This is a genomic window from Hydrogenobaculum sp. (assembly GCF_049967395.1).
In the GTDB taxonomy this organism is placed as follows: Bacteria; Aquificota; Aquificia; order Aquificales; family Aquificaceae; genus Hydrogenobaculum.
In genome coordinates, this window is sequence record NZ_JBMFST010000054.1 from 1 (window position 1) to 7,829 (window position 7,829).

Below are 7,829 nucleotides of genomic sequence, written 5' to 3' on the forward strand. Positions count from 1 at the left end.
CAAAAAAGGTGATTTATTGTTAGAATCGGGCAAAGTGCTAAGAGGCTACGAACTTGGTATTTTAGCTTCTCACAACATAGCGACATTAGATGTGTTTAGGGTTCCAAGGGTTGGTATTTTTGTGACCGGCGATGAAGTTTTAGATATAGGACAAGAGAAAACTAGCAACGCTCAGATAAGGAGCTCAAACCATGTTAGTATAATGGGTTTATTGGAAAGCATGGGTGTAAAACCAACGTTTTTAGGCATAATAAAAGATGATAAAGAAGCAATAAAAAACACTTTAAAACGGATAGACGAGTTTGACATAATTATATCCACTGGCGGGGCTTCCGTTGGAGATAAAGACTTTGTAAAAGAAGCTGCGATAGAATCTTCATTTGATATAAAGTTTCATAAAGTGGCTATAAAACCTGGTAAACCTATGATGTTTGCTACTAAAGGTGATAAACTATTTTTTGGACTTCCAGGAAATCCAGTGTCTTGTGTTATAAACTTCGACATATTTGTGAGACCAGCTATCAAAAAAATGATGGGCTATAAAGATATCATAAAACCCTTTTTAAAAGCAAAGCTTATAGCTCCAATAAAAAGAAAATCCGCGGACAGACTTGAGTTTTTAAGAGGTATTCTAAACTTAGAGCAAGAGCTTCTTTGCGAAGCGTTGCCAAAACAAGACTCTCACATGCTAACCACTTTTAGAAGCGCCAATTGTTATATACTGGTGCCAAAGGGCGTCAATGAAATACCCGCCGGTGAGTTTGTCGATGTAATAATGTTTTCATCATACATAAGATAGATTTTTTTACTAAATTTTTAATGTGCGTATCAAGGTAAACGGTGAATATTTTGACTTTGAAAAGCCCATAAACATTTTAGAGCTTATAGAGTTTTTTGGAGTCAAACTAAGACCAGTGGGTCTTGCTGTTGCCATCAACGAAGATATCGTGCCAAAATCCAAATATCAGGAAACCTTCGTAAAAGATGGCGATTGTGTTGAGATTATAGAGTTAGTAGGAGGCGGTTAAATGGAAGATCTCATGTCTTTTGATCCTTTGGTAATAGCTGGAAGAGAGTTTAAGTCTAGGCTATTCATAGGTTCTGGTAAGTTTAAAAGCTTTCAAGAAAACAAAGAAGTTTTGGAAGCTTCAGGAGCCGAAGTAATAACGGTGGCGGTAAGAAGGGTAAATATAACAGACAGGACAAAAGAGAACCTTTTAGACTACATAGACCCTAACAAATATCTTATACTCCCAAACACTGCAGGTTGTTATACGGCAAAAGACGCTATCAACACAGCCATGCTAGCTAGGGAAGCTACAGGTATAGATTGGATAAAATTAGAGGTAATAGGAGACCAGAAAACTCTATATCCAGACATGGAGCAAACGTTAGAGGCAGCCAAAGTGCTTGTGAAAGAAGGGTTTAAAGTGTTGCCGTACATATTTGATGATCCTATATCAGCTAAAAAGCTTGAAGACATAGGTTGTGTAGCGGTGATGCCACTTGCCAGTCCAATAGGCTCTGGTCTTGGTGTTCAAAATAAGTACAACATTATGTTTATAAAAGAGGCTGTCTCCGTACCCGTTATCGTAGATGCTGGCATAGGAAGTGCCGCTGATATTCCTATTGTTTTTGAGCTTGGAGCAGATGCAGTATTAACAAATACCGCCTTAGCGGAAGCGCAAAATCCTATACTTATGGCAAAAGCTATGAAACATGCGTGGATAGCCGGTAGATTATCTTATTTAGCAGGTAGAATGCCAAAAAGAACATACGCAGTTCCATCATCTCCTCTAACAGGAGTACCGTTTAAATGAAAGATGCTGTTGTAATAGGTGCTGGCGTTAGTGGTATAGTAGCAGCTTATACACTTAAAAAAGCTGGTTTTGATCCTCTTGTCATAGAAAAAGAGCCACACATAGGTGGTTCTACTCACACTTTAAGAGAAGATGGTCGCATCGTAGAGCTTGGTGTGCAATCTGTACTTGGACAAGAAGAGTTTATGGCTTTTACCAAGGAATTGAAGTTAAAACCGTTGCACCCACCAAAAGAACATGCAAATATAAGATATGTCTATCTAAATGGAAAACTAAAAAAGATGCCAGCCACACCTTTAGAGTTTTTAACCGGTGATTTTTTCTCCATATTCGGTAAAATCAGGCTTCTAAGAGAGCCTTTTATACCACCAAAAGATGATCCTAAAGAAAGTATAAGCGATTTTGTGACGAGGCGCCTTGGTAAGGAGTTTTTAGATAAAATAGTGGAGCCTTTTGTATGCGGTATATACGCCGGAGACCCAGATAAGCTATCTGCCAAATACGCTGTTAGAAGGGTAAAAGCTTTGGAAGACGAATACGGCTCTATTATAAAAGGAGCTATGAAGAAGAAAGCCTTAGGCCCTCAAGGTGAGATAACATCTTTTGAAGGCGGGCTCTTGACATTCTTAGAAAAGATGGCTTCTGGTATTGATATATCTTTGGAAAATGTGGCTTTGAAGATAACTAAAAAAGACGATATATATACTATAGATACTAAAAGCGGTAAAATTCAAACAAAATCTATACTTCTTGCGGTACCTGCTTACAGCGCCTCTTATCTTCTTAGAAACCTTACTTGGAGTATGTCCGCTGAATTAGATGAAATAGAGTACGCGCCTGTAATTGTGATAAGCGCTATTGTAAAAAGCACTTTACCTAAAGGTTTTGGGTTTTTAATACCAAGAAAAGAAAACACCATAATGCTTGGAGCTTTGTTTTCTAGCAACTTGTTTAATGTATGCAAAGAAGGTGAAAGCATGATAACCATATACGTAGGCGGTGAAAGAAGAAAAGACGTAGCAGATTGGCCAGAAGAAAGAATAATTTCACAAGTAAAAAAAGAGTTAAAGCAAATCCTTGGTATAGAAGATTTTGAAAAATACTATTTCAAAAAATGGAAAAAAGCCATACCTCAATACAACATAGGTTACGAAAGATTTATAAACACCGTAAAGGATATAGAAAATATGAGCAAAGGTGTTTTTATAGCTGGAAACTACGTTGAAGGGAATTCTTTTAACGATTCGCTGAGGTATGCTATGAAAAAAGCAAACGAACAAATTTCATTTCTTAAGAAAGGAGTGGCTCATGCACAAGTTTAATCCAGAACATTTGCATCGTCTTGACAACGAAGAGAGGTTAGATCTCTTCGACCCAGAGAAAACGCTAAAACAGTTTGGTTTAAAACCAGGTTATAAAGTGCTCGATGTGGGTACCGGAGCTGGGTTTTATCTTCCCTACCTCAGCAAGATGGTAGGCCCAGAAGGAAAAGTATATGCCATAGACTCTCAACCGGCAGCGGTGGAGTATGCAAAAAACAAGGTAGAAAAGCTATGCCTTCAAAATGTGGTAGTCCTTCAATCCGAAGAAAATAAAATACCTCTTCCAGATAAGACAATAGATTTTGCCTATATGGCTTTTGTCTTTCATGAACTTACAAATCCTGGTGAGTTTTTATCCGAGCTTTTAAGAGTCCTAAAACCAAGTGGTTTAATAGGTATTGTAGAATGGAAAAAAGAGGATAGGGACAAAGGTCCACCAAAAGAAGAAGTACCTTCCGAATGGGAACTTGGACTTGCTTTAGAAGATGTTGGCATAAAAGTAGGTCGTATGGTGGATCTTGGTAAATACTGTTACGGCGTTTACGCTATGGCTCCAGACCCAGAGCTTGAAAAAAAGATGAACAACCCAATAAAGATACCACCAGCTTTATAAAGCTTAAGATGATATATTTTATATCGCATGGGTCTCCCATGCTTTTGTTGAAAAACAACGATTTTACAAATATGTTAAAAAATCAAGAAAGAAGGTTAAAATCTTCAAAATACATAATAGTAATCTCTTCGCACTGGCTCACAGAAGAACCAATGATAAGCGAAAACCCTTACCCTATTATATACGATTTTTACGGCTTTCCAAAAGAGCTTTATTCTATTGACTATAAAGCTTTTACTGATAAAAACATTGTAGACAACATATCTTCTAAGCTTCAATTAACGAAAATAGAAAGAGGCTTAGACCATGGGGCATGGGCTTTATTTTATCATATGCTTAGTGACGCCTCTTTACCTATAGTCCAAATTAGCATACCCGTTGGTAAAGATTTTAATTTTTACATAGACTTCGGTGAAAAATTATCACACTTTAAAGATGATGCCAGTATTGTGTTTAGTGGCGGTGCTATACATAACTTAAGGCTTATAAAAGATGCTACAGAAGAATGGGCTTACGAGTTTGCTGATTTCATAAAGAACGCTGTTTTAAATCATGACATCAAAAGCCTAAAAAACTTTAAACATCATAGATACGGCGCCGTTGCTCATCCTACTATAGAGCATTTTATCCCACTTTTTTACTTTATAGGCGCTTGTCAAAGACCAACACTGCTCTACGATGGTTTTGAGATGGGCAATCTTTCTCTTTTAAGTTTTGCTTGTATAAACTAGTTTTTTGCTTTTAAAAGCTATAAAATAAATAATATGAACTATAAGAAAACAGGCGTATTGATATGAAGTTTTAGATTTTTAAAAAATGCTTTATGATGGTATAATATCTATATGAAAAAATACTTTAAAGTGTTTGCTCTTTCTATGGCGATTTTGGGAGCTTCTTTGATGGTTAGCTCGTGCGCTAAAGTAACACAAAAAGAAAGGGAGCAAAGGGCTATAAAAGGATATACTAAAGGCTCTGAAGCTTTTACAAACGGAGATTACTCTTCTGCTGAACAAAATCTCTCTAGAGCTTTAAAATACTTAGAAAACCTTACACCAGAGCAAATAGAAAGGGCTAGGTTTATGCTGGCTAAAAGCTATTATCTTGACCATGATTATACAAATGCCATCATATATTTAGAGAGCTTTTTGTATTATTATCCAAATTCTCCAGAGGCCCCTCAAGCTACTTACATGCTTATAAAAAGCTATTATAAAATAGCTCCAGATGCTTACAGAGACCAAAGCTATACCTACAAAGCTATAGATTTGGCAAAGGAATTCTTGAGCAAATATCCAAATAACCCATACGACGCCAGAGTTAGAGAGCTTATAGATAAGGCAAGACAAAAAATAGCAAAACACGATGAGCTTATAGCAAAATTTTACGAAGATTACGGTTTTTACTATCCGGCTGCCGAACGCTATAAAGACATGCTAATAAACGATACACAGTATATATCCAAAACAAAAACCTACTATAGACTAATAAAAAATCTTTTACTGGTTCCAAAACAGGCTAAAAGGTATGAAGATAAGTATAAGGATATGCTAAGAAAAGACGAAGACAAGCTTCGTCACGCAAAAGCCCAAGACAAACCATTTATAGAAAAACGCATAAAATTCTGGAAACTTCAGATAAAAAGATGGGAAGATTTGGCGAAAAAATCAAGAAAAGAAGGCTTAGAGTATTTTGAAAAATACAAAGAGATGTTTGGGCAAACCCCTTATGTGGTAAAATTGGAGAGACTTGTTAAAGAATCTAATGGATAAGCTAAAGCTCATTAAAACTCTTTTGGAAGATAAAAAAGCAGAAGATATATCTATTTTAGATGTGAGAAAGCATACCAATATAGCCGACTATTTTATAATAGCTACCGCCAATTCGAGCGTTCACGCAAAAGCTTTAGCAGAGCATTTGGAAAAAGAGCTAAAAAGTAGAGGCATCACCATAGACCACATAGAAGGCTTAAACGAGCACGCCCAATGGATATTGATAGATTTGCTAGATGTCATAGTGCATATACAGACCAAAGAGGCTAGAGAGTATTACAACCTTGATTGGCTTTGGTCAAACGCAGAGAAGGTGAATTTATGAGGTTTGTAAATATTCTAAAAATTTTATTTTTGGGGCTTTTGATAATATTCATTGTAGTGTTTATAGCTCAACACATGTACGATGTAAACGTGTACTTCCTAACATATACTTTTAAAGTACCTTTGTTTGTGCTAGTACTTAGCTTTGGTTTTATAGGTTTTATAATACCCACTTTGATATTTTCTTTTAGGGAGAGAAGCCTAAGCTCAAAGCTATCAAATGTTTTTAACGCATCAAAAGCCGCATTTTTTTCAAAATACCAAAAGCCAAAAACAAACTTAGATACTATCAAAGACATAAAACCTCTTTACTTTATACTATCAAATGTATTAAAACAGACACCAGATTACGACACAGATATGTATAGCGAATTTGAAAAGGCAAAATCTCTAAGAAGTGAAAACCCTCAAGAAGCTATAAGAAACCTAGACAACCTAGAAGAAAAGTATCCGGCTTTTCAGCTAAAAAGAGATATACTCTTTGATATAAAAGATTACCAAGGAGCATACGATACTCAAAATCAAGTTATAAAACTAACGCCTAGGTCTGAAAAGCCCTATCAAAAAGATATACTGAACACTATAAAGAGTTTAAACGCCTTAAATACAGAAGATAAAACAAAACGCTTAAACGAGCTAGAAGATGCCTTTGATGATACAAAAAATGAGATTACCGCGTTTTTATACTTATCTGAGCTTTTAGCTCAAGAAAAGACAAAAGATGCTTCTAAGGTAGTAGACAACATTGTGCAGGCAAATTTACAAGATAAGCTTATACTGGTGGGGTGCTCAAATCCGGAAAAAGCTGTGTATCTTATGAGCACAAGCATAGAAAAAAGCGTATCAAAAGATGTGCTTGGAGTATTTTATATACATATAGGAGCCCCACAAAAGATTAAGATGCTTTCAGAAGCCTTCACTGGTAGCGAGATAGTGGATTTTCTTTTAAAAGCTTACCAAGACCAATCTCAAAAAGATGGATTTAACATCGTTTTTAAAAGCTTAAAACTTTGGAAGTGCAAAGAATGCGGTGAAACTTTTAAAGATTATTCTCCAAAGTGCTCTTGTGATAGTTGGTTTAGTTTTGAGCCATATATAGGTTTATGAGCCTTAAAGCTCTTATAGTAGAAGACGATGAGCTTTTGCTAGAAACTTTAGAAAAGGGATTTAGACACGAAGGCTTTGAAGTAGACATAGCAAAAGATGGTTTCCAAGCCCTTCAAAAAGCAAAAACAAACAGCTACGATATTATAATCCTTGATGTGGTGATTCCAAAGATAGACGGCGTGAAAGTATGTCGTCAGCTAAGGCTTCAAAGTGAAATCCCAATAATCATGCTAACGGCAAAATCTCAACTAGAAGATAAGTTAGAAGGCCTTGAAGCAGGAGCCGATGATTACATCACAAAACCCTTTTCCTTTAAAGAACTGATAATGAGGGTAAAAACAGTTTTAAGGCGTTACAACAAAGCCGAAGAAGAAAAGATAGTGTTGCAAGATCTTACAATGGATTTGAAAGATTTTAAGGTATTTTACAAAGGGAAAGCCGTAAACCTTACGCCAAAAGAGTTTGAGCTTTTAAAAGTGTTGGCTCAAAATCCAAACAAAACCATAAGAAGAGAAGTGTTGCTAAACAAAGTATGGGGCATAGCCTCCGATTACGATTCAAACATCGTAGATGTTTATATAAAAAATATTCGCAACAAATTAGAAGACAAACCGCCAAAGCTTATCCTCACGGTAAGAGGAAGGGGCTATATGCTTAGCACTGAATAAATAATGATAAATCTCACTGATATTTTTGAAGGAATAGGCTATATTTAGCCCATAAAAAACTCAGAGGAAATTTTTATGAAAAAATTTAACGCTAAGGTGTTGTTGGGAGCTTTGTTGACCGCCTCTTCTTTAGTTAGCGTGCCAAATATAAGCGATGCTATCCAACTAAATATACCAGAGGCTTTAGCGCCGGACACTGGTAATGC

The 7,829-nt window shown here is 36.1% G+C and carries 10 protein-coding genes; all 10 read left to right on the plus strand.

Annotated elements, in window-relative coordinates; all coding sequences use genetic code 11:
- The coding region (locus tag ACP5S8_RS07170; RefSeq protein ID WP_461876288.1) for a molybdopterin molybdotransferase MoeA at positions 1 to 799 on the plus strand (799 nt) is incomplete at its 5' end.
- Between the two features lie 22 nt (positions 800 to 821).
- Positions 822 to 1,028 carry a sulfur carrier protein ThiS gene (gene thiS / locus ACP5S8_RS07175; RefSeq protein ID WP_461871048.1) on the plus strand — a complete coding sequence of 69 codons (207 nt, stop codon included), beginning with the start codon at positions 822 to 824 and terminating at the stop codon, positions 1,026 to 1,028.
- A complete protein-coding gene (locus tag ACP5S8_RS07180; protein ID WP_461871049.1) occupies positions 1,029 to 1,820 on the plus strand; it encodes a thiazole synthase in 792 nt (263 codons plus the stop codon). It begins immediately after the preceding gene.
- Positions 1,817 to 3,142, plus strand: a complete 1,326-nt coding sequence (hemG, locus tag ACP5S8_RS07185; RefSeq protein ID WP_461876289.1) for a protoporphyrinogen oxidase — start codon at positions 1,817 to 1,819, stop codon at positions 3,140 to 3,142. The genes ACP5S8_RS07180 and hemG overlap by 4 nt, the downstream gene beginning before the upstream one ends.
- Positions 3,129 to 3,755: a class I SAM-dependent methyltransferase gene (locus ACP5S8_RS07190; RefSeq protein WP_461876291.1), complete on the plus strand. Its 627-nt coding sequence runs from the start codon at positions 3,129 to 3,131 to the stop codon at positions 3,753 to 3,755. The genes hemG and ACP5S8_RS07190 overlap by 14 nt, the downstream gene beginning before the upstream one ends.
- Positions 3,756 to 3,763: 8 nt before the next feature.
- On the plus strand, positions 3,764 to 4,486 hold the full coding sequence (locus ACP5S8_RS07195; RefSeq protein ID WP_461876292.1) for a DODA-type extradiol aromatic ring-opening family dioxygenase: 723 nt from the start codon (positions 3,764 to 3,766) through the stop codon (positions 4,484 to 4,486).
- Between the two features lie 111 nt (positions 4,487 to 4,597).
- On the plus strand, positions 4,598 to 5,524 hold the full coding sequence (locus ACP5S8_RS07200) for an outer membrane protein assembly factor BamD (RefSeq protein ID WP_461876294.1): 927 nt from the start codon (positions 4,598 to 4,600) through the stop codon (positions 5,522 to 5,524).
- A complete protein-coding gene (gene rsfS / locus ACP5S8_RS07205) occupies positions 5,517 to 5,849 on the plus strand; it encodes a ribosome silencing factor (protein ID WP_461871178.1) in 333 nt (110 codons plus the stop codon). The genes ACP5S8_RS07200 and rsfS overlap by 8 nt, the downstream gene beginning before the upstream one ends.
- Positions 5,846 to 6,955, plus strand: coding sequence for a LapA family protein (locus ACP5S8_RS07210; RefSeq protein WP_461876295.1), 1,110 nt, complete (start codon positions 5,846 to 5,848; stop codon positions 6,953 to 6,955). The genes rsfS and ACP5S8_RS07210 overlap by 4 nt, the downstream gene beginning before the upstream one ends.
- The gene (locus tag ACP5S8_RS07215; RefSeq protein WP_461876296.1) at positions 6,952 to 7,623 is read left to right on the plus strand and encodes a response regulator transcription factor; all 672 of its coding nucleotides are present in this window, start codon (positions 6,952 to 6,954) and stop codon (positions 7,621 to 7,623) included. The genes ACP5S8_RS07210 and ACP5S8_RS07215 overlap by 4 nt, the downstream gene beginning before the upstream one ends.
- Positions 7,624 to 7,829 lie beyond the last annotated feature (206 nt).

Excerpts from the sequence above, each read along its gene's own strand:
- ACP5S8_RS07180 (WP_461871049.1), top strand. The coding sequence starts at position 1,029 with ATGGAAGATCTCATGTCTTTTGATCCTTTGGTAATAGCTGGAAGAGAG.
- hemG (WP_461876289.1), top strand. The coding sequence starts at position 1,817 with ATGAAAGATGCTGTTGTAATAGGTGCTGGCGTTAGTGGTATAGTAGCA.
- ACP5S8_RS07190 (WP_461876291.1), top strand. The coding sequence starts at position 3,129 with ATGCACAAGTTTAATCCAGAACATTTGCATCGTCTTGACAACGAAGAG.
- ACP5S8_RS07195 (WP_461876292.1), top strand. The coding sequence starts at position 3,764 with ATGATATATTTTATATCGCATGGGTCTCCCATGCTTTTGTTGAAAAAC.
- ACP5S8_RS07200 (WP_461876294.1), top strand. The coding sequence starts at position 4,598 with ATGAAAAAATACTTTAAAGTGTTTGCTCTTTCTATGGCGATTTTGGGA.
- rsfS (WP_461871178.1), top strand. The coding sequence starts at position 5,517 with ATGGATAAGCTAAAGCTCATTAAAACTCTTTTGGAAGATAAAAAAGCA.
- ACP5S8_RS07210 (WP_461876295.1), top strand. The coding sequence starts at position 5,846 with ATGAGGTTTGTAAATATTCTAAAAATTTTATTTTTGGGGCTTTTGATA.
- ACP5S8_RS07215 (WP_461876296.1), top strand. The coding sequence starts at position 6,952 with ATGAGCCTTAAAGCTCTTATAGTAGAAGACGATGAGCTTTTGCTAGAA.